The organism is Shewanella sp. Isolate13 (assembly GCF_022398325.1).
Classification (GTDB): Bacteria; Pseudomonadota; Gammaproteobacteria; order Enterobacterales; family Shewanellaceae; genus Shewanella.
The window spans coordinates 230,996-250,653 of sequence record NZ_JAKEVD010000003.1 but is presented as its reverse complement, the minus strand read 5'-3'; the positions used below and the strand labels follow the sequence as shown (position 1 = coordinate 250,653).

Genomic DNA, 19,658 nt, shown 5'->3' with positions numbered 1-19,658 from the left:
GCATTTTTAAGTATTTCCTCCATCCATGGAGGTCATCCAAAATTAGAATGAAGCACTTAATGTAGTGTGAACCCAATTTTTAAGACTTGCATCGCGAGTCCAGCTTTTCAAATTTACCAAATTTGTCTGGAAACCATAGAGCTGTGGTCCCACCTGAATCCATTCCGAACTCAGAAGTGAAACACAGTATCGCCGATGGTAGTGTGGGGTCTCCCCATGTGAGAGTAGGTCATTTCCAGGCGCCAAATACACGAAAAAGCCCTAGCAAACAACGCTAGGGCTTTTTTTCGTATATGCGCTCCGCGAAAAGAACGACTCCCGACGTCGCCCCGCCGCTGAGCGGGGTCTCCGGCTTCGAAGGCAAGCTTCTCCGCGTTCAAGTGAGTCTGAATACGCAGTATTCAAAGCGCCTCACTTTCACCCCCATGTGTTCGCTGCACGAACCGAGGGCGATTATATGCTCCTGCATAATCGACACTTCCCACATCCATGTGGGTCGTAGGTCATTTCCAGGGCGCAGTTTAAATTTATCCGTGAATGCCATGGATGGCATAGGAGAGGAGTTGCGTTTGGGCGAAACTAAAATAATCAAGGTTGCCTAATCAATGTCTCGTTAGTGATTTTGTCGCAGGTTCAAGTTAATGTTTTACTAGGTGTTTTGCTGGCTCAGACAAAGGCTCAGACACAGACATAATGTTGAGAGAGGTATGGGGCGCGTAGTTGTGGTTTGCATAGGGAAATACGACTAATGGGTGATAACGTATGGAGTGGGATAATGATAGGTTTGACAGCGCTGTCATTAACTCTTAAGGATATGGAAATTAGATGAATGAGTGCAAAGGACTTTCAATCGTAACGCTAGCTATCGTAGTAGGGAGTTATGGTGTGGCTCTGGCTAACCCGCTTGTCGTTAATGCGAAACCTACTAATGCGATACCTACCAATGACGGACAGATCTTTTTTGATGATTTTAGCTATGGTGATATTGAAAGCTTTAATGCTAATGGCTGGAGAGTAAGGACTGAAACGGGGCACCCTGGCATTGTAGGGGCAACTTGGTCTGGTGTGGGGATAAGTTTTCATCCTGAGCTTAAAGATACTAGTCGTGGAGCGATTAGAATGAGTTCTATTACCGCTGGTGAAGGTAGTAATACACGTCATACTCAGTTTTGCCATATGCGTAAGTATTTAAACGGTACATACGCCGCACGCGTCTTTTTTAGGGATACACCTACATACGGCCCTGATGGTGATGAGGTTATTCAAACTTTTTACACCATTAGTCCACTGGCTTTCCCTATGGATCTTAGTTATAGCGAAGCCGATTTCGAGTATCTGCCTAATGGTGGTTGGGGGAGCGATAGTTCTCCTGCTATGTGGACTACAACATGGGAAACTTTTCAGCTTGCTCCTTGGGCTAAGGTTAATGAGTATACTCGTAAGGAGGGGAGTTATGCTGGGTGGCGTATATTGGTCATGACGGTAAAGGCTGAGGAGGTTAACTACTATGTTGATGGTCAATTGATTTCAACTCATTCGGACAAGGTCGCACCGGAGGTACCGATGTCGATTAACTTTAATTTGTGGTTTATGCCTGAGGGAGCTGATGGTTCCATTGGCCCTGTTGACTCCGACGAACTCAGAGAATACCAGCAAGATATTGATTGGGTATATCACTTAGCGGATAAGGTTATTAGCCCTCAGCAAGTATTAACTGCAGTGGCTAATTTGCAAACGCAGGGAGTTAAGCATGTTGACGGAGTCGCGGAAAGTGATCCTGTGCTACCTTCACCATGCGGGCTGTAAGTTTATATTTTAGCTTTTTATGTTTAAAGCGCGTACTAAATGCTTGAAAAAGCCGCAGGCGGCGGGCTTTATATAAAAAAGTACTTTACCTTTTGAGTGATATTACGCAAAATTCACCTCATCAACAGGGGTATAGTTCCAATTGGTAGAACAGCGGTCTCCAAAACCGATGGTTGCGAGTTCGAGTCTTGCTACCCCTGCCAAATTTAGAAAAAGCCGAGCATTAGCTCGGCTTTTTTGCATCTGCGATTTATTCACTATATTCGTTTTTCGTTTTGCTCTACCTGTTGCTGTGTTGCACAGCTGTTGAATGAAAAACCTGCAGTCAGTGGCTTTTCTCTTAAAAAGTACTTTACCTTTTAGGGGAGTTTCCGCATAATGCGTCTCGTCAACAGGGGTATAGTTCCAATTGGTAGAACAGCGGTCTCCAAAACCGATGGTTGCGAGTTCGAGTCTTGCTACCCCTGCCAAATTCAGAAAAAGCCGAGCATCAGCTCGGCTTTTTCGTATCTGCGATTTGTCACTATATCAGAAGTTATATTTGAAGCTTTAGCCACTAGAAGGCTGTGACTTTATTTCAGTGGCTTTATCTTGGCTGCTTCACTTAGGCATAGACTAGCTGCTATGCTCTCTATCGTTTTAAATCCTTTTGGTCGAGTCTTAATGGAAACAAGTGCATATTTAGACGCTATGGGCATTGTGCGGTGGAAAAAGGCCGTCCCGCCATCAGAGGTGTTGACTGTGCTGGTTAATCCGCTGCGGATTAATGATGTTAGTAGCCCTATCATCAGTACGGTACTTAGTATGTTAGGTCATGACATCGCTAATTGTCGTTTCGCTGTGCGTGCTCAACCGGGTAGTACAATTATATGGGATATGCGAGGTAAGCAGGCTGTACCTAATGATGAGATCTTGGTTTCAGCACCAATTAATGAGCTAGAAGCTAAAGCTGAAGCCAAAAAGGCTCTGTGGCTTAATATGCAGCCCTTTCTGGCACAAAAGGATAATTAATGAACCTTATTGAGTTAAGTGAGAGCTTCGTTCCTCAAATGGCTTCTATTGCGGCTAAAGCGCATAGCCATCCTATGTCAGAAACGAGTATCAGAAGCTGTTTTGGGGAGCTGTATAGCAGCTTTGGGATATTTGATAGTGACAAGTTGTGTGGCTTTGCAATTTTGCATCAGATTTTCGAAGATGCGACCCTAATGGATATTTGTGTTGACCCTAGTTATCAGGGAAGAGGCTTTGGTAAGGCCCTGCTAAACGCTGTAATCGCTATAGCCAAAGATAGAGGCGCAGAGGTCTTACTGCTGGAGGTGAGGCAATCAGGCGGCACAGCTAGAGCTTTATATGAAACACTAGGCTTTGAAACAACAGGTGTTCGTAAGGGCTACTATAAGACTGAGGCTGGCAGTGAAGATGCCATACTGATGCAGCTGTCGTTATAACTCATATCGATTTCTGAAATGTAAATAAAAATAGCGCCAATGGGCGCTATTTTTCTATCTGTAGTCATTAGCAAAGCTTAGATTACTTAACTTCTTTGCCTTGTGCCTGAAGGTCGGCATGGTAGCTAGATCGAACTAGCGGACCACAAGCTGCATGAGTAAAGCCGATGCTTTCGGCAAGCTCTTTAAGTTCATCAAACTCTGCTGGCGAGACATAACGCTCTACTGGCAGGTGGAATTTAGATGGCTGCAGATATTGACCTAGCGTTAGCATCTCTACCTTGTGTTCACGCAAATCATGTAATACCTGTGCGATCTCCTCGTTGCTCTCACCAAGGCCCATCATCAATCCTGACTTAGTCGGAATGTTAGGGTGGCGCTCTTTGAACTTCTTTAATAGATCTAATGACCATTGGTAGTTAGCACCTGGACGAGCCTTACGGTAATGCATAGGCGCCGTTTCCAAGTTGTGGTTAAACACATCTGGTGGCTCAGTGGCTAAGATATCGAGTGCGGCATCGATACGACCACGGAAATCAGGTACTAAGGTTTCAATCTTAATCTCTGGGTTCAGTAGGCGAATTTCACGGATACAGTCGGCAAAGTGTTGAGCGCCACCGTCACGGAGATCGTCACGGTCTACAGAGGTGATCACCACATACTTAAGCTTCATATCTTTGATGGTCTGTGCAAGCTTCTTCGGCTCCTCGGCGTCAGGCTTGAGTGGACGACCATGAGCCACATCGCAAAATGGACAGCGACGGGTACAGATAGCCCCTAGGATCATGAATGTTGCCGTACCGTGATTGAAACACTCGGACAGGTTTGGACAAGAAGCCTCTTCACAAACAGAGTGTAAACCGTTCTTGCGCAGAGCTTGTTTAATGTCTGTGATGCGCTGGTTTGATGCCGGTAGTTTGACTCGTAGCCAGTCAGGCTTTCTTAGCATGGTGTCACGCTCTGATGGCACCACTTTAACAGGGATGCGGGAAACCTTTTCTGCGTCTCTGAGTTTGACGCCAGGTTGTAATCTTTCAGGCCTATTCATATGACTCTGGTAATCCTTGGTGGTGAACTAGCTTATCTAAACCGAGTTCTTGGCTGAGGGTTTCAATCAGTTGGGCACCAGCTTCTTCAACAGTTTGTGGTCCACCGAGCTGTTTGCATTGGATCATTTCCATGCCTGCATAACCACAGGGGTTTATGCGCTGGAAGGGTGACATATCCATGTCGACATTGAGGGCCAGTCCGTGGAAAGAGCATCCTTTACGGATCCTAAGACCGAGGGAGGCTATCTTACGTTCATCAACGTAGACGCCAGGCGCATCAGCTTTGGCATAGGCCTCAATCTGATAGTGCTTAAGCATGTTGATGATGCTCTGTTCAATATGGGTGACGAGTTGACGCACACCCACCTTGAGTCGCTTAATATCGAGAAGAGGGTAAACAACAAGCTGACCTGGGCCGTGATAAGTCACTTGGCCACCGCGATCAACCTGAATAACAGGAATATCACCTGGATTTAGGATGTGCTCACTCTTACCAGCTTGGCCTTGAGTGAATACAGGCGTATGTTCAACAATCCAGATCTCGTCTGGACTGTTCTCATCGCGATTATCTGTGTAGTGCTGCATCGCGTGCCACACTGATTCGTAATCTTGCTTACCTAGATGGCGAATATGCAAAGCGTTGTCGTACAAGGGCAACCTCTCCCCTCAAATATTTGTGCGGGCTATTATACGCTTCAAAATGATAAATGTAATACAGATCACATTTATCATTAGTGATTAATATTTATAGTACGCGCTTAACGCCTTCAATTGCCGCAAATTGAGTGTAAAGCTGCTCAATGTGGTCTTTGCTTGTTACCGTTACACGAATCGTCACCGAGTTGTAGGTACCCTTGCTTGACGCTTTTGTGGTTGGTGCATAATCGCCTGGAGCTAGGCTTTGAGCCACAGCAACAACGCGATCAGCCAGCGTATCGCTTGCGTCACCAACAATTTTAAATGGAAAAGATGCAGGAAATTCCATTAACTCATCAAATTTAGTATCTAACATTTTTTGCTCTCAAAGATTTCAATATTCACTAATATGGTGGCAATTATACCTAATTCAAGGGAAGTTAGCTTGGATAAAACGAAAGAAGCCACCCTAAGGTGGCTTCTTGCTGTGCTGAGTATGGTTTAGCTAAACCAACCTGCAAACATCTGCTTAAAGTAATCCATTAATTGGCTAAACCAGCTGCCTTCGTTCACTTCTTGTAGCGTGACAAGTGGGAACTGAGCGATATCTTTGCCGTTTAACTGGAAGTAGATACGACCAACAGTTTCACCTTTAGCGATTGGGGCATTAAGTTCTTTGGTTAACTCAAAGTTTGCTTGTAGGTTCTTAGCTTGACCGCGGCTAATGGTAATTGGTGTATCGGTAACAACACCCAAATCAATCGTTTCACGATCACCATACCAGATTTTTTGAGTTACGAAAATGTCGCCAGCCTTGTACGGTGTTACGGTTTCAAAGAAACGGAAGCCGTAGTTAAGTAGCTTCTTACTTTCTGCCTTACGTGCAGCTTCACTTTTTGTGCCCATTACAACTGAAATAAGACGCATGCCGTCTTTAGTTGCTGAAGTGACTAGGTTAAAGCCAGCACCTGAGGTATGACCGGTTTTGATACCGTCAACGCTTAAGCTCTTATCCCATAATAAACCGTTACGGTTGTACTGCTTGATACCGTTGTAGGTAAATGATTTCTCTTTATATACTGCGTACTCATCCGGTACATCGCGAATAATTGCTGCGCCTAGAAGCGCCATGTCATAAGCGGTACTTTTGTGGTTGTCGGAGTCTAAACCGTGGCTGTTTTCAAAGTAGCTATCCTGCATACCTAGCTGTTTAGCCCAAGAGTTCATTAGATCTACGAAACCATCCTCGGTGCCCGCAATGTGCTCAGCCATCGCCACGCAAGCATCGTTACCCGATTGAATGATGATGCCCTTGTTTAGATCTTCTACAGTGACTTTTTTACCCACTTCAATAAACATCTTTGAAGAATCTGGGAAGTTCTTAGACCAAGCTTTCTTACTGATGGTCACTTCGTCAGAGGGTGACACATTGCCGACTTTAATCTCATGACCGATGACGTAGCTGGTCATCATCTTAGTCAAGCTGGCTGGGTTTAGGCTTTCGTAAGCGTTTTCCTCAGCGATGATCTGTCCGGTGTTGTAGTCCATCAGCACATAGGCCTTCGCTGCAACAGTGGGTGCATTTGGAGTAACGACGGGGGCCGCGTGTGCTGATAAGGCGGCGACAGAGGTCGCGAACAAAAATGTTTTTAATGGTTTGTTCAATAAATTCATATTAATAATGCACGTCTTAATAAGTTGAGGTATGAAGAAAGTGTAATTCCCATGAGTATAACATTAGTGGACAAGGGAATTCAGCGTTGGTTCATTAATCTTGGTTCATTCTGTCAGCAGGTAACTTTGAGGGTAACCTTCTTGTTTTAACTTCTCGGTGAGCTTGTTGGCTAGCTGCGCTTGCCCGATAGGCCCGAGTTGCAGCCTGTAGAGGTTATTTGCACTCTGCACACGGCTTTTAACCTGATATTTCTGCTCTAGGCTATTGGCTAGGCTGTCTAAACGCTCTTTATTCGATGAGGCGACTACTTGGATATAGTGCAACTCTGTGCCTTTTAGCTCTGCAAGGGCTGTAGACTCAGGATCGGCAATATAGATCACCTCCAAGCTCACGTTTGCGGTACCTGTTTTAAGCATATCTAGGCGGTGAGCGGCTGCGTAGGATAGATCGATAATGCGGTTCTCATGGAATGGCCCTCTATCGTTTACCCGTACTATGACGGTCTTATCATTCTTAAGATTCGTCACCTTCACATAACTAGGCAGTGGTAAAGTCTTATGGGCGGCAGACATGGAGTACATGTCATAGGTTTCACCGTTAGAGGTGAGGTGGCCATGAAACTTGGCGCCATACCAAGAGGCGATGCCTTTTTCAGCATAACCTTCGCCAGTATCCATTACCTGGTAAGTTTTGCCTAAAACCGTATAGTGCTTCTTATTACCGCCACGGCTATAGGGCTCATATTTTGGGTGAGCGTCTTCAACCTTAGTGACATCTGGGGCAGAAGTCGGTGCTTTATCGTCATCAAGCTCGTAGCGCCCATCACTAGAACATGCGGCGAGGGTGGCAGTTAAAAGCAAGATGGCGAGAGTATTATTGCGTGGCATAGGCTTTCTTTAATTCCTGACTAAACTGGTACACGGCCATGGCATACAGAGGGCTGCGGTTGTAACGGGTGATAACATAAAAGTTTTTAAGGCCTAGCCAATACTCATTATGGTCGGCTTGCTCAAGCTTAACTACCAGAGCGGGCTGTGACACATCAAGATCCATAGACTGAGTAAGCGCTACATTGGGCGATAAGATATCGGCAACCTTATAGTGGAGTTTCTCACCAGACCAAGTTTTAACTGTATCAGGTAAGTCTTTACTCAAGGTTAATTGCAGTGTGACAGGTTGGTTTTTCTGCCAACCATGCTGATGAAAGTAGTTGGCCACGCTGCCAATGGCATCTGTGGTGCTATTGAGCAGATCGCGGCTGCCGTCATTATCAAAATCAACTGCGTAATGGCGATAGCTTGATGGGATAAATTGACCGAACCCCATAGCACCGGCGTAGGAGCCTTTTAGGCTATTGAGCTCTAAGTGCTCCTCTTTGACGAGCGACTGAAGATTTGCAAATTCACTTCTAAAGAAAGTGGCTCGTGGTGGGTAATGAAACCCCAATGTATACAGGGCATCTTTTACAGGGTAGTTGCCCATATACCCCCCATAAAAGGTTTCGATACCGATAATCGCCACGATGATCTGTGGGTCAACATTAAACTCTTGCGATGCGCGTTCGATGGTTTTAGCGTGTTCTTTCCAAAATGTGAGGCCAGCCTCTAGGCGCTTCTCTGTGAGAAAAATAGGATAATACTGATGCCAAGGCTTAGCTTCCCAAGGTTTGGTCATGGCATCGATAACGGCTTGGTTGTAGTTGGCATTTTTGATGAAGTCTGCAGTTTCTGCTGCATCAAATCCTTTTGCGCTTTGTGCCTTAATAAATTCAGTTTTGAGCGCTTCTACATCGGCATCGGTCGTTGTTGCGGCAGCAGAGTATGAAAAGAGCGAAAGTGCCAAAGGTGCAAGAATACGTGTAAACAGCGTCATCGTTAAGCCGTCCTTAATAGTCGAAAAAATTGTCGAACGTTATCGAAAGTTGTCGAAAAGCATTATGTATGAGTGTTCGAAGTCGACATAATGCTTTCGAGGTTAATTGTCTAATTGTTTACATTAGAAACTATCTATCGATAAAGCGTCTATGGGTATGAATACTCATTAAGATGCCAAATCCGGTCATCAATGTCAGCATTGAGGTACCACCATAACTGATTAATGGCAGGGGGACACCTACAACCGGTAATAGACCCGAAACCATGCCGATATTGACAAAAATATAGACAAAGAAGGTTAGGGTTATACTACCTGCAAGTAGTCGAGCAAAGCTGGTTTGTGCCCGCGAGGCGATAACTAGCCCACGACCGATGACATAGATGTAAAGAGCAAGCAGAAGTAGTGCACCGATAAGGCCAAACTCCTCACCGATCACGGCAAAGATAAAGTCGGTATGACGCTCGGGTAAGAATTCTAGCTGTGACTGGGTTCCTTGTAACCAACCTTTACCCCATAAGCCACCTGAGCCGATGGCAATCTTAGACTGAATAATATGGTAGCCAGCGCCGAGTGGATCTTTTTCTGGATCGAGTAGGGTTAAGACACGAGTACGCTGGTAGTCATGCATTAGAAAGAACCAGAGAACAGGCAGCATCGCAAGCACACTACCAATAAAGCTACCCACGATTCTCCAGCTCATACCAGATAAAAACAGTACGAAAATGCCTGAGGCAGCAACCAGAATCGAGGTGCCAAGATCTGGCTGTTTCGCGATAAGTAGAGTGGGGACCAGCAAGATTATCCCTGCACCCGCTAAGTAACGCTTCTTTGGAGGCAAAGGGAACTTACTGATGTACCAAGCCATAGTAATAGGGAAGGCGAGCTTGATGAGTTCTGATGGTTGAAACTCCATAAAGCCAAGGTTTAACCAACGTTGGGCACCTTTGTTTATCTCCCCAAAAAAGTGCACGCCAATTAGTAAGACGATTCCGGCTAGGTAGATGGGAAAGGCCCAACGCCTGAGCACTTCAGGGTTTATCTGCGCTACGGTAAACATCACTAGCAGCGACAAGCCCATTCGAAATAGTTGGCGATCCATTAGGGCGAGATCTTCTCCACCGGCAGAATAGATCACAACCAGCCCAAAGCCCATCAAGGCTAAGAGGCCGAGTAATAATGGCAAGTCTATATGTAAGCGCTGCCAGATGTTTGGACGGTGATTGTGTGCGCTCATTTAGTTTTATCCCATGAATCTCGTAACAAATACTCATCTAACAAGGCGCGAGCTACAGGGCCTGCGTTAACCCCACCCCAGCCCGCGTTCTCAAGTACCACCGCAAGCACAATTTTAGGGTTCTCATAAGGGGCATAGGCAATAATTAAGGCGTTATCACGAAGACGCTCATCAATATTATCTGCATCGTATTCGGCGTCTTGAGCGACACTAAATACCTGTGCCGTACCGGTTTTCATCGCTGCGGTATAGCGTGCATCGGTGAAGCGGGATTTATGGGCGGTATCGCGCATCGCTTCATTGATGATGTCCCAGTTCTTCGGATCTTTTAGCACGATAGGCGGGAGCTCATCGGGCGGCGTATCAATTTTTGCTGTCTGATCTTGGATAGACTTTAGAAAGTGCGGTACAAATCGGCGGCCGTTATTGGCTAATATCGCAGTCGCATTGGCAAGTTGCAATGGTGTCGTGGTCCAATACCCCTGACCAATACCGACAGAGATGGTGTCGCCAATATACCAAGGCTGATTGTAGCGCAGGCGCTTCCAGTCTTTAGACGGCATAATACCGGCAGACTCTTCGAAGATATCGACACCGGTACGCTCACCAAAGCCAAATGGCTCCATAAAGTTAGCGATTGAGTCAACGCCAGTCTTATAGGCGAGATCATAGAAGTAGGTGTCACAGGAGCTAATAATGGCACTATTCACATCTACCCAGCCATGACCCCAACGTTTCCAGTCACGATATTTACGCTCAACGCCCGGGATCTGCCAAAAGCCAGGGTCCCAGATACGCGTCTTCGCGGTAACTGTTTTATTCTCTAATCCCAATAAGGCTAAGTGTGGCTTAACCGTTGAGGCAGGCGCATATTGTCCCTGAGTTGCTCGGTTAATCAGTGGCTTAGATTTAGAGTTTAATAGCTCGCTATAGGCTTTACTACTAATGCCGTGGACGAATTGGTTCGGGTCGTAGGTCGGGCTAGAAACAAGGGCTAAGATACCACCGTCTCGTGGGTCGATAGCCACAATCGAGCCGCGTCGACCGTTGAGCAGCTCCATTGCTTTTTGCTGTAGCTTTAGATCTAAGGTTAGGTAGATATCTTGCCCAGGCTCAGGTGGAACAGATTTGAGGGTTCGAATAGTACGGCCGCGGTTGTTAACCTCCTCTTCGAGGTGGCCTGGCTTTCCAAGCAGTAAACTCTCATAAAACTTTTCAATACCCTGTTTACCGATATCTTTGGTGGCTGCATAGTTTGCCCAAAGGTTATTTCGAACGAGTGAGTCCTGATCTCGGCTGTTAATCTTACCCACATAACCTAATGCATGGGTCATTAAGCCATTATAGGGGTAGTGACGTTTTAGACCGGCTTCAACGGTGATCCCGGGAAAACGGTGCTGGTTGACGCTGAACTCGGCAACTTGCTCTTCGGTGAGTCTATTCTTTATCGTCAATGGCTTAAAACGGCGATGATACTTAAGTGCATCGAGTACATTTTGTTTGTCATCACTGGACAGCTCGATCACTTCACTCAGTTCATCTAAGGTTTCACTGACATTCTTTACCTTTTCAGGCACTAACTCTAATGAGAAGAAAGGTTGGTTTTCGGCAAGTAGTTGCCCGTGACGGTCGTAGATCAGGCCGCGGCTAGGCGCTACGGGAACAACGCGAATACGGTTGTCATTTGAGCGAGTTTCGTAGTCTTTAAAAGAGGTGATCTGCAGATTATAAAGATTAACCAGCAACAGGCTCAGGAGGATAACGACACTGAAGAAAGTGAACAGAGCGCGACTCTTAAACAGCGAAGCTTCGGCCGCGTGGTCGTTCATGGTTATGCGCTTTCTTGGGGACACTTACATTCTCTCCTGCTTAAAAAGGGGCGCCAAGCACATATGCTAGTCCTGTAAAGGTCAGTCTAACCAAATAGTGATTCGATATTATTCTCTATGGTAGGGATGATTATTGTTAATGCTCCAGCCACGATAAAGGCTTTCTGCAACAATCACACGCACCAATGGATGAGGTAGGGTTAAGGCTGATAGGCACCAGCTCTGCGCTGCGGCCTGTTTACACTCGGGTGATAAACCTTCAGGACCGCCGATCAGCAAGCTAACATCGCGGCCGTCGAGTAGCCATTTGTTCATCTGCTCTGCTAGCTGTGGCGTGGTAAGGTTTTTACCGGGTAAGTCTAAGCTGACGATATGATTCCCTTTCGGGATCGCCGCCAACATTAACTCGCCCTCTTTTTGGAGAATGCGAGCTATATCGGCATTTTTACCGCGTTTGCCAGCGGGGATTTCAACTAATTCAAGCGCCATATCGCGAGGGAAGCGGCGCTGATATTCTTTAAAACCTGTTTCGACCCAATCTGGCATGCGGGTCCCAACTGCGACTAGCTGAATCTTCATTACTCAGGCTTTTCTGACCAAAGTTTTTCAAGCTGGTAGAAATCGCGAGTTTGATCTTGCATAACGTGCATGATGACATCGCCTAGGTCCACTAGAACCCATTCACTGCTTTCACGGCCTTCGACACCTAAAATAGTGATGCCGGCACGCTTAGATTCAACCACTAGATTTTCAGCGATTGCTTTAACGTGTGTTTTTGAGTTACCTGTACATACAACCATAAAGTCGGCGATGTTAGATTTCTCTGATACGTCCATTACAACGATATCTTTTGCTTTAAGGTCTTCAACCTTATCAATTACAAATTGCTTTAACTCTGCGCTTTCCACGCTGGTACCCCATTAATTTTAAGACAGCGCGATAGTATAGCAGTATTTCAGATCTAGATTAATAGCTATTGGCATAAATATCTGCGTTTGAATTAGTATTAGTTTGAATTGTCTGCAGTTGGGTTTTGGTAGAGGTGGTGGCTGATAATATACTCTTCAATTTCAGTGGGAAGCGCGCCTTCAGGCAAGGTTCCTGTTGAGAGTTGCTGGCGCACTTCAGTGGAAGAGATATCTTGCTGGGTGATATCGACCATAAAGATCTTGCCAAATTTAACTGGTGTTAACTGGTTTATGTCATGTTGACGCTTATCTAAAAGTGATTGCATCGGGTCATTAGCATCGAGTTGCCATCCTGGGCGTTTGCAGACCACTAGGTGGCATAGCTCCAATAATCGCTGCCATTTATGCCAACGAGTGAAGCTTAAAAAGGAGTCCATGCCCATGATGAAGTAAAACTCATGCTCTGGGTACATCTCGGTTAATTGAGTTAGGGTCAATGCCGAATAGGATGGGGTGTCACGCTTAGCTTCAATATCGCAGAGCCTAAATTGGGGGAGCTGATCGCAGATGAGCTGCGCCATGGCGAGTCTATCTTCACTGGAGACATGAGTGCCTGACTTGTGTGGCGGGATGTGGTTTGGCATAAGCCAAACCTCATCTAGGTTAAGCTGCTGTCTAACCTCTTGGGCCGGACGAATATGGCCAAAGTGGATAGGGTCGAATGTGCCGCCTAAAATGCCTATCTTCATTAATCTAAGACTATATGGGCCAGTTTATTGTGGGCCTTGGCATCAAACAGCAAGCTGATATGGCTAAGCCCGGTCCAATCTTCAAGCCCTTGTTGCTTTAGCTTGAGCTCGATGGCTGAGGCGCTAGCAAGTAAGGTTTCAATGTGGGGGAGCTCTAGCCTATTCAAGGCGTTTTGGTAGATAGGTTTACGCTTATCCCAAATACGCAGTTTACTCCAAAGTGCTTGTAGCGGCTCGCGATTATTCTGCGCTGTTTTCAGTTGCAACAGAACTGCGAGTTCTTTAAATAGCGACCATAGGATAATCGGCATGGCTACTCCTTCGCTTTTTAGCTGCGACAGGATGTGCTGCGCTTTATCTTGCTGATTATTGAGCATGGCGTCGGTGAGCTGAAAGACACTAAAGCGTGATTGGTCTTCAAAGTACTGAGTTAACTGATCACAATCGATAGGCGCCGTTGGGCTTAACAGCTGCAGTAGTTGCAATGCTTGATCTGCTGCGAGTAGATTGCCTTCGTAGAGTGCAAACAGCATCTCTCGGGGATCCCTCGCTAGCGATAATCCATAGTGATTTATACGGCCGTCTAACCAGCGCTGAAACTGTGCGCCCTCAGGAGTGGTGCAAGGCACATAGATGCCTTTGGCATCGAGACTCTTAAACCACTTTGTCTTGGTTTGCTCGCTCGCGAGTTTAGGACCTGTCAAGATCAGTAATACATCAGGGTTATCCATCTGCATCAGTGACTGCAACATAGCGCTGCCTTCGGTGCCGGGTTTCGCCTGTGGTAGGGCTAACTCGATAATACGACGGCTGGAAAACAAGCTCATCGCTTGCCACTGCTCAAACAGTTCATTCCAGCTAAAGCCGGTTTCTTGGGTCAGCTGGATCTTTTCCTCAAAACCTTGGCGCTTAGCTTCGCTGTGTAGTGCTGCTCTGCTTTGCTCACATAACCAAGGATCGTCGCCAAAAATCAGGCAACATTGTGGCAAGGGAGAAAGCTGACGTGATAATTGATCTGGGTAGACCCGCATTAATCGACCTTAGTCGCCGCCAAAGCTTGAATAATTCGGTCGGCAGCTTGGATGCGCATCTCTTTTAGCAACAACTCCATTTCTCGGCTCTTTGCTAGTGCGGTGCGGGGATCATCGAGGTAATCGCGGTGGATAGCGACATCGAAACGTTGAGACTCGGTGTCAGGCAGTTGCACAGAAAAACTGACCTGATAGATAAGCTCATACTCGGCGACATTACCCGTTGGGTAGATAGACAGTGTTGAACGGTCTAGTGAATCATTGATAATACGTAAGGCCGGAATGTCATCAGCGGGCTGAACGACAGCAATGCTGTTTAAGCGTAGGCGTTCACGTACTAGGCGTGTGAGTTCGCTGTACTCGTCTTGGCTAGTCAGACTTAAGGTTTGTAGCTGCTCTGGAATAGAGTAGCTACCCTGGAGTCTAAAGCCGCAACCGGCACTGAGCAGAACGCTCAGTGCCAAAGTTGCTAAAAGTATGCGTTTAATTAGCATAATCTTTGTTTAGTCTTCCTTGTTTACTAAGGATTAGTTAGCCACGATATTGAGCAGTTTGCCCGGTACGTAGATAACTTTACGGACGGTCTTACCTTCGGTGTGTTTAACCACGCCATCTTCGGCCATACCTGCTGCTTCAACTTCCTCTTTGCTAGCATCTGCTGCAACGGTGATTTTAGCGCGTAGCTTGCCGTTAACCTGTACGATGATTAACTTGCTGTCTTCAACCAGTGCAGACTCGTCAACCTCTGGCCAAAGTACATCTTCAATCGCCCCTTGGTTACCAAGTTCGTTCCATAGCACAAAACAAGTGTGTGGAATGATTGGGTAAAGCAAGCGGATCACCGCGTTCAAGGCTTCTTGCATTAATGCCTTGTCTTGATCCGTTTCAGAAGGTGCCTTCTGTAGACGGTTCATCAATTCCATGATCGATGCGATAGCGGTGTTGAACATCTGACGACGCTCAATATCATCACCCACTTTAGCAATTGTCTTGTGTAGTTCACGACGTAGCTCTTTTTGTGCTGCGTTAAGTGACTTAACATCAAGCTCAGCCGTTGGGCCGTGAGCGATATGGTCGTGAGCAGTTTTCCACAAACGCTTAATGAAGCGGTGTGCACCTTCAACGCTCGACTCTTGCCATTCCAGCGTTAATTCTGGTGGCGCTGCGAACATCATGAATAGGCGTACAGTATCTGCACCATACTTATCAACCATTTCCTGTGGGTCTATACCGTTGTTTTTAGACTTAGACATCTTGCTCATACCAGTATAAACCAGTTCATGACCTTCGCTGTCTACCGCTTTCACGGTACGGCCTTTTTCGTCAGTTTCCTGTACGGTTACATCAGATGGTGCAACCCAAACACGTGCGCCTTTCTCATTGGTGTAGTAGTAAGCATCGGCTAAAACCATACCTTGAGTCAGCAAGCGTTTAGCTGGCTCGTCAGAGTTTACTAGACCTGTGTCACGTAGCAACTTGTGGAAGAAACGGAAGTACAGTAGGTGCATACAAGCGTGCTCGATACCACCAATGTACTGATCAACTGGCAGCCAGTAGTTCGCTTTAGCTGGATCAAGCATTTGGTCTGCATCTGGGCTACAGTAACGCGCGTAGTACCAAGATGATTCCATAAAGGTATCGAAGGTATCGGTTTCACGGAACGCTTCTTGACCGTTAACTTGAGTCTTAGCCCACTCTTTATCTGCCTTGATTGGGCTTTGGATGCCATCCATAACCACATCTTCTGGCAAAATAACAGGTAGCTGGTCTTCAGGTGTTGGCATCACAGTGCCATCGGCTAAGGTCACCATTGGGATAGGTGCGCCCCAGTAACGCTGACGTGAAACGCCCCAGTCACGTAGACGGAAGTTTACTTGGCGCTTACCTTTGCCTTCTGCAGTTAGCTTGGCATCGATAGCATCAAAGGCTGCTTGGAAGTCAAGACCGTCAAATTCAGCAGAGTTAAATAGCACACCTTTCTCGGTGTAAGCTTCTTCGCTGATATCGACTTCAGCGTCTACTGGTTTTACTACCGCTTCGATGTTTAGACCGTACTTCTTCGCGAACTCGTAGTCGCGCTGATCGTGAGCAGGAACAGACATTACCGCGCCTGTACCGTAGTTCATCAATACGAAGTTGCCTACCCAAATAGGTACTTCTTTACCTGTGATTGGGTGAATAGCATTTAAGCCGGTAGCAACACCTTTCTTTTCCATTGCTGCCATAGCGGCTTCAGTGGTGTCGGCGTTTTTACACTCTTCGATAAACTCAGCTAGAGCTGGGTTATTGATAGCCGCTTGCTCTGCTAATGGGTGTGCTGCTGCAATAGCCACATAAGTCACACCCATTACTGTGTCAGGACGTGTGGTGTAGATATCGAAGCTCTGCTCGCTGTTAGCAACCTGGAAGGTCATTTCGATACCTTCACTGCGGCCAATCCAGTTACGCTGCATGGTCTTAACTTGCTCTGGCCACTCGTCTAACTGGTCGATATCGTTAAGTAGCTCTTCGGCGTACTCGGTGATCTTAATGAACCACTGCGGGATCTCTTTTTGCTCAACAGTGGTATCACAGCGCCAGCAGCAACCGTCGATAACCTGCTCGTTAGCCAAAACGGTTTCATCGTTTGGACACCAGTTAACCGAAGAAGTCTTCTTGTACACTAGACCTTTTTCATAAAGCTTAGTGAAGAACCACTGTTCCCAGCGATAGTATTCAGGTGTACAGGTAGCGATTTCACGTGACCAGTCATAGCCGAAACCTAGCATCTTAAGCTGGTTCTTCATGTAATCGATATTTTCGTATGTCCACGGCGCAGGTGCAGTCTTGTTCTTGATTGCAGCGTTTTCAGCAGGCAGACCGAAAGAGTCCCAACCGATAGGTTGAAGCACGTTTTTACCTTGCAGACGTTGGTAACGAGACACAACATCGCCTATGGTGTAGTTACGTACGTGACCCATGTGCAGTCGGCCCGATGGATACGGGAACATAGAAAGGCAGTAAAACTTTTCTTTGTTTGCGTCTTCGGTAACTTCAAATGTTTTTGTGTCTTGCCAGTGCTGCTGCACTTTAGCTTCAATTTCTGAAGGAGTATATTGCTCTTGCATCAATCTATTTCCGGCCATGCCGCCCATTGTTTGATCTAGCGCTATTTCAGCGCGAGTTATATCGGCATAGAATAAACTAGAAGTGAGTCATTAAAAAGGTTCGTTGAAGGAGTATTTACCATGAGTGAACAAAGTACCGCGCTTCTTTCGCTTTATGAAGCACTTATTGCGCATATAAAATCTCAATACAAAGACGATAACTCGTTGACTGTAAAGAGTTTACATAAGCAGGTGCAGGCGAGTAAACAGTACTTGGCATTAAAGCAGCACGCAAAGGAAGAAGAGCTGGCTTTAGTCGAACAATTTTTAAAACGTGACATTGCCAGTTTCCTACAGGAGCAAAATGCCACCGATCTGAGCCATAGCCCAACGGTTATTACTGTAGAGAACACCTTGTGGCATTGGTTAAGTGAGATCACCGACCGCAGCCAAATTGAATGGCATGAGGTGGCACAAGACTTTAAACATCATGGTTACTACCAGAGCGGTGAAATTGTTGGCCAAGGCACCATGGTTTGCACTGCGTGTGGTCATGAGTCGAAAATTGAATTTCCTGGTGTGCTTTCCGATTGCACCGAGTGCGACAATAATGAGTTCACTCGAGAAGCGTTAGCGCCTTAGTATTACGTTTCAGTATCAATTACGGTATCAATAGTTGTTTGCTCTTGGGGCTTAACAATAGCCCCAACCTTCGACAATCAGCTAACAGTCACCGCTTACTTTATTATTAACGGGCTTGGTGGCTGTCGCTGACGATGCTTTTATGCTGTTCAGTGCACTTTCTTCCTAATCACTGCACCTAAGGCGATTAAAAAGCTTAAGATCAATACTGGCCACTGGCCAATAGTGGTGAACAGTGTGTGTCCCTTCATTAGCGCGATATCAGCGACTAGTACCCCTGCTTCAAACTGTGGCAGCTGGTGGGTGATATTGCCTTGCTCATCGACAACCGCGGTGACGCCGTTGTTCGTGGCGCGCACTAACGGTCGCCCTAGCTCTACCGAGCGCATTTGTGCTATTTCCATATGCTGCAGTGGACCATTAGAGGTACCAAACCACGCATCGTTGGAGACTGTCATGAGCAGATCTGTCGTGTCATTCATGTTGGCGCGAAGCTGCTCGGGAAAGGCAATTTCGTAGCAGATAGCAGGTGATATCTGATGGCCTACTGCATTGAGGTTTGGCTGGGTAAAATCGCCTCTATTAAAGGAGGACATCGGCAGGTTAAAAAAAGGTGCTAATGGGCGCAGGAGTGACTCAAAGGGCACAAACTCACCGATAGGCAGTAGATGATGTTTCTTAAATTCATTGCTGCCATCACCTAAGTAATCAGGCTCAGATTGCTGCTTATGCTTGGAGTTACCCAGTACGATAAGCGAGTTATAGAAGGCATCGCCATGATTACTAATGATGCCTGTGATGATGGCGCTATCGTTTAAATTAGCCACCTTGTTGGCGTTATAGAGGAAGTCCTTCACCATATATTCTGGCGCGGGGATGGCCGCTTCTGGCCAAATAATCAGGTCAGCTGAGAACTCTGGACGAGACAAGTCCATATATTTCAGCATGGTTGGCCACAGTGCATCAGGGTTCCACTTCATGCTCTGTGGGATATTACCTTGTACTAATGCCACCTTGATGGTTTCGCCGTTTGGCTTAACTTGTGAGGTCATGGGCGCGATAAAGGTCAGGACGGCAAGTACAGGAACAGCGATTGTTAGGCTTTGCCAACGTTTAATGGCTAATAGCGCGATAGCACCTGCTAGCAAGGCGACAATGAAGCTTAATCCGAGTGTGCCAAACATTGAGGCGATGGGCTTAAGTGGCCCTTCTGTTTGGCTGTAGCCGGCCCATAGCCATGGAAAGCCTGTTAACACCCAACCTCTCGCCCATTCGGTAATGGTCCACAGTGCGGGGAACACAAGGATGTTGCGGATGACAGAGGTCTTGGGGGCAAGCTTTTGCATTAAGCAGCCTGTCAGCGCGGGATAAAGCGCTAGATACAAGGCAAGCAGTGCCATTAGTGCTATGGAGGCGATAAGCGGCATGCCACCATAGACATCCATGCTGACATGTACCCAGCTTATACCGACAGAGAAACAGCCAAAGCCGAAGGTTAGCCAATAGCAAAAAGCTTGTTTTGCCGTGAGTCCTGCGCTTTGGTGAAGGGCGAAAGCTAGCGCAATAAGGTAGAGCGGCCAAATAGAGTAGGGGGCAAATGAGAGCGCCGTAGTGGCGCCAGCCGCATAGGCCAGCACCATTTTCGAGCGCGGATGATGGGCTAATGCCCGAAGTTTATTCAGCATACAGC

Annotated in this window: 19 protein-coding genes, 2 tRNA genes and 1 rRNA gene; 7 read left to right on the top strand and 15 right to left on the bottom strand. The window is 46.6% G+C overall.

Features of this window, described 5'->3' with window-relative positions:
• Positions 1-125 precede the first annotated feature (125 nt).
• The 6 genes from rrf (at position 126) to rimI (ending at position 3,254) form a co-directional block, all read left to right on the top strand.
• A 5S ribosomal RNA gene (rrf, locus tag L1D44_RS03585) occupies positions 126-241 on the top strand.
• Between the two features lie 584 nt (positions 242-825).
• A complete protein-coding gene (locus tag L1D44_RS03580; RefSeq protein ID WP_239888838.1) occupies positions 826-1,806 on the top strand; it encodes a glycoside hydrolase family 16 protein in 981 nt (326 codons plus the stop codon).
• Between the two features lie 126 nt (positions 1,807-1,932).
• A tRNA-Trp gene (locus L1D44_RS03575) sits at positions 1,933-2,009 on the top strand.
• Between the two features lie 190 nt (positions 2,010-2,199).
• A tRNA-Trp gene (locus L1D44_RS03570) sits at positions 2,200-2,276 on the top strand.
• A gap of 193 nt (positions 2,277-2,469) precedes the next feature.
• Positions 2,470-2,817, top strand: coding sequence for a hypothetical protein (locus L1D44_RS03565; RefSeq protein WP_239888837.1), 348 nt, complete (start codon positions 2,470-2,472; stop codon positions 2,815-2,817).
• Positions 2,817-3,254 (top strand): ribosomal protein S18-alanine N-acetyltransferase, encoded by a 438-nt coding sequence (gene rimI / locus L1D44_RS03560; protein ID WP_239888836.1) that lies wholly within the window; start codon positions 2,817-2,819, stop codon positions 3,252-3,254. Before L1D44_RS03565 ends, rimI begins: the two co-directional genes overlap by 1 nt.
• A gap of 82 nt (positions 3,255-3,336) precedes the next feature.
• On the opposite strand, the gene lipA is transcribed toward rimI, so the two are convergent.
• The 14 genes from lipA to leuS form a co-directional block, all read right to left on the bottom strand.
• Positions 3,337-4,302: a lipoyl synthase gene (gene lipA / locus L1D44_RS03555; protein WP_202721944.1), complete on the bottom strand. Its 966-nt coding sequence runs from the start codon at positions 4,300-4,302 to the stop codon at positions 3,337-3,339.
• Positions 4,295-4,954 carry a lipoyl(octanoyl) transferase LipB gene (lipB, locus tag L1D44_RS03550; protein ID WP_239888835.1) on the bottom strand — a complete coding sequence of 220 codons (660 nt, stop codon included), beginning with the start codon at positions 4,952-4,954 and terminating at the stop codon, positions 4,295-4,297. Before lipB ends, lipA begins: the two co-directional genes overlap by 8 nt.
• Before the next feature lie 94 nt (positions 4,955-5,048).
• Complete coding sequence (ybeD, locus tag L1D44_RS03545; protein ID WP_239888834.1) at positions 5,049-5,315, bottom strand: DUF493 family protein YbeD; 267 nt, start codon at positions 5,313-5,315, stop codon at positions 5,049-5,051.
• Between the two features lie 125 nt (positions 5,316-5,440).
• Complete coding sequence (locus L1D44_RS03540) at positions 5,441-6,613, bottom strand: serine hydrolase (RefSeq protein WP_239888833.1); 1,173 nt, start codon at positions 6,611-6,613, stop codon at positions 5,441-5,443.
• Positions 6,614-6,718: 105 nt separating this feature from the next.
• Positions 6,719-7,501: a septal ring lytic transglycosylase RlpA family protein gene (locus L1D44_RS03535; protein WP_239888832.1), complete on the bottom strand. Its 783-nt coding sequence runs from the start codon at positions 7,499-7,501 to the stop codon at positions 6,719-6,721.
• Positions 7,488-8,486 carry a lytic murein transglycosylase B gene (gene mltB, locus L1D44_RS03530; RefSeq protein WP_239888831.1) on the bottom strand — a complete coding sequence of 333 codons (999 nt, stop codon included), beginning with the start codon at positions 8,484-8,486 and terminating at the stop codon, positions 7,488-7,490. The genes L1D44_RS03535 and mltB overlap by 14 nt, the downstream gene beginning before the upstream one ends.
• 130 nt (positions 8,487-8,616) lie before the next feature.
• Positions 8,617-9,723, bottom strand: coding sequence for a rod shape-determining protein RodA (gene rodA, locus L1D44_RS03525; RefSeq protein ID WP_239888830.1), 1,107 nt, complete (start codon positions 9,721-9,723; stop codon positions 8,617-8,619).
• Positions 9,720-11,576 carry a penicillin-binding protein 2 gene (mrdA, locus tag L1D44_RS03520; protein ID WP_239888829.1) on the bottom strand — a complete coding sequence of 619 codons (1,857 nt, stop codon included), beginning with the start codon at positions 11,574-11,576 and terminating at the stop codon, positions 9,720-9,722. The genes rodA and mrdA overlap by 4 nt, the downstream gene beginning before the upstream one ends.
• Before the next feature lie 84 nt (positions 11,577-11,660).
• Entirely contained in the window at positions 11,661-12,131 is a 471-nt protein-coding gene (gene rlmH, locus L1D44_RS03515; protein WP_028769232.1) for a 23S rRNA (pseudouridine(1915)-N(3))-methyltransferase RlmH, read from the bottom strand.
• Entirely contained in the window at positions 12,131-12,460 is a 330-nt protein-coding gene (gene rsfS, locus L1D44_RS03510) for a ribosome silencing factor (RefSeq protein ID WP_202721936.1), read from the bottom strand. Before rsfS ends, rlmH begins: the two co-directional genes overlap by 1 nt.
• A 98-nt stretch (positions 12,461-12,558) precedes the next feature.
• Positions 12,559-13,209 (bottom strand): nicotinate-nucleotide adenylyltransferase, encoded by a 651-nt coding sequence (gene nadD / locus L1D44_RS03505; RefSeq protein WP_239888828.1) that lies wholly within the window; start codon positions 13,207-13,209, stop codon positions 12,559-12,561.
• On the bottom strand, positions 13,209-14,240 hold the full coding sequence (gene holA, locus L1D44_RS03500; protein ID WP_239888827.1) for a DNA polymerase III subunit delta: 1,032 nt from the start codon (positions 14,238-14,240) through the stop codon (positions 13,209-13,211). The genes nadD and holA overlap by 1 nt, the downstream gene beginning before the upstream one ends.
• Positions 14,240-14,734 carry an LPS assembly lipoprotein LptE gene (lptE, locus tag L1D44_RS03495; RefSeq protein ID WP_220770605.1) on the bottom strand — a complete coding sequence of 165 codons (495 nt, stop codon included), beginning with the start codon at positions 14,732-14,734 and terminating at the stop codon, positions 14,240-14,242. Before lptE ends, holA begins: the two co-directional genes overlap by 1 nt.
• A 33-nt stretch (positions 14,735-14,767) precedes the next feature.
• A complete protein-coding gene (gene leuS, locus L1D44_RS03490; protein ID WP_239888826.1) occupies positions 14,768-17,347 on the bottom strand; it encodes a leucine--tRNA ligase in 2,580 nt (859 codons plus the stop codon).
• A gap of 120 nt (positions 17,348-17,467) precedes the next feature.
• On the opposite strand from leuS, the gene L1D44_RS03485 reads away from it, so the two are divergent.
• Positions 17,468-17,968 (top strand): zinc ribbon-containing protein, encoded by a 501-nt coding sequence (locus tag L1D44_RS03485; RefSeq protein ID WP_239888825.1) that lies wholly within the window; start codon positions 17,468-17,470, stop codon positions 17,966-17,968.
• A 149-nt stretch (positions 17,969-18,117) separates the two neighbouring features.
• Here the strand turns inward: L1D44_RS03485 and lnt are convergent, their stop codons facing one another.
• Complete coding sequence (gene lnt, locus L1D44_RS03480) at positions 18,118-19,653, bottom strand: apolipoprotein N-acyltransferase (RefSeq protein ID WP_239888824.1); 1,536 nt, start codon at positions 19,651-19,653, stop codon at positions 18,118-18,120.
• Between the last annotated feature and the right edge of the window lie 5 nt (positions 19,654-19,658).

Coding starts and splice junctions, on each gene's coding strand:
- L1D44_RS03580 (WP_239888838.1), top strand. CDS start 826: ATGAATGAGTGCAAAGGACTTTCAATCGTAACGCTAGCTATCGTAGTA.
- L1D44_RS03565 (WP_239888837.1), top strand. CDS start 2,470: ATGGAAACAAGTGCATATTTAGACGCTATGGGCATTGTGCGGTGGAAA.
- rimI (WP_239888836.1), top strand. CDS start 2,817: ATGAACCTTATTGAGTTAAGTGAGAGCTTCGTTCCTCAAATGGCTTCT.
- lipA (WP_202721944.1), bottom strand. CDS start 4,302: ATGAATAGGCCTGAAAGATTACAACCTGGCGTCAAACTCAGAGACGCA.
- ybeD (WP_239888834.1), bottom strand. CDS start 5,315: ATGTTAGATACTAAATTTGATGAGTTAATGGAATTTCCTGCATCTTTT.
- L1D44_RS03540 (WP_239888833.1), bottom strand. CDS start 6,613: ATGAATTTATTGAACAAACCATTAAAAACATTTTTGTTCGCGACCTCT.
- L1D44_RS03535 (WP_239888832.1), bottom strand. CDS start 7,501: ATGCCACGCAATAATACTCTCGCCATCTTGCTTTTAACTGCCACCCTC.
- mltB (WP_239888831.1), bottom strand. CDS start 8,486: ATGACGCTGTTTACACGTATTCTTGCACCTTTGGCACTTTCGCTCTTT.
- rodA (WP_239888830.1), bottom strand. CDS start 9,723: ATGAGCGCACACAATCACCGTCCAAACATCTGGCAGCGCTTACATATA.
- rlmH (WP_028769232.1), bottom strand. CDS start 12,131: ATGAAGATTCAGCTAGTCGCAGTTGGGACCCGCATGCCAGATTGGGTC.
- nadD (WP_239888828.1), bottom strand. CDS start 13,209: ATGAAGATAGGCATTTTAGGCGGCACATTCGACCCTATCCACTTTGGC.
- holA (WP_239888827.1), bottom strand. CDS start 14,240: ATGCGGGTCTACCCAGATCAATTATCACGTCAGCTTTCTCCCTTGCCA.
- lptE (WP_220770605.1), bottom strand. CDS start 14,734: ATGCTAATTAAACGCATACTTTTAGCAACTTTGGCACTGAGCGTTCTG.
- leuS (WP_239888826.1), bottom strand. CDS start 17,347: ATGCAAGAGCAATATACTCCTTCAGAAATTGAAGCTAAAGTGCAGCAG.
- L1D44_RS03485 (WP_239888825.1), top strand. CDS start 17,468: ATGAGTGAACAAAGTACCGCGCTTCTTTCGCTTTATGAAGCACTTATT.
- lnt (WP_239888824.1), bottom strand. CDS start 19,653: ATGCTGAATAAACTTCGGGCATTAGCCCATCATCCGCGCTCGAAAATG.